We start from the raw sequence: 532 nt of genomic DNA on the forward strand, positions 1-532 counted from the left end.
CACGCTGTTGCTCATGCTTGTGCTTGCTGAGTGGCTAGCACTAATTGAAGCAGATACGCTGTTACTCAAGCTTGTGCTTGCTGATTGAGATGCACTAATTGAGGCAGACACGCTGTTACTCAAGCTTGTGCTTGCTGATTTAGATGCACTAATTGAGGCAGACACGCTGTTGCTCAAGCTTGTGCTTGCTGATACTGAAGCACTGATTGAAGCTGATACGCTGTTACTCAAGCTTGTGCTTGCTGATACTGAAGCACTGATTGATGCAGATACGCTGTTGCTCAAGCTTGTGCTTGCTGATTGGCTCGCACTGATTGATGCGGACACGCTGTTGCTCAAGCTTGCGCTTGCTGAGTGGCTCGCACTGATTGAAGCAGATACGCTGTTGCTCAAGCTTGTGCTTGCTGATTCAGATGCACTGATTGAGGCAGACACGCTGTTACTCAAGCTTGTGCTTGCTGATTGGCTCGCACTGATTGATGCGGACACGCTGTTGCTCATGCTTGCGCTTGCTGAGTGGCTCGCACTGATT

The 532-nt window shown here is 49.4% G+C and carries 1 protein-coding gene; it reads left to right on the top strand.

All coding sequences use genetic code 11. The features are described from left to right. Positions 1-127 precede the first annotated feature (127 nt). The coding region (locus B7705_RS09710) for a hypothetical protein (protein WP_158085996.1) at positions 128-532 on the top strand (405 nt) is incomplete at its 3' end.

Source organism: Streptococcus oralis subsp. dentisani, from assembly GCF_002096685.1.
Taxonomy (GTDB): Bacteria; Bacillota; Bacilli; order Lactobacillales; family Streptococcaceae; genus Streptococcus; species Streptococcus oralis_AD.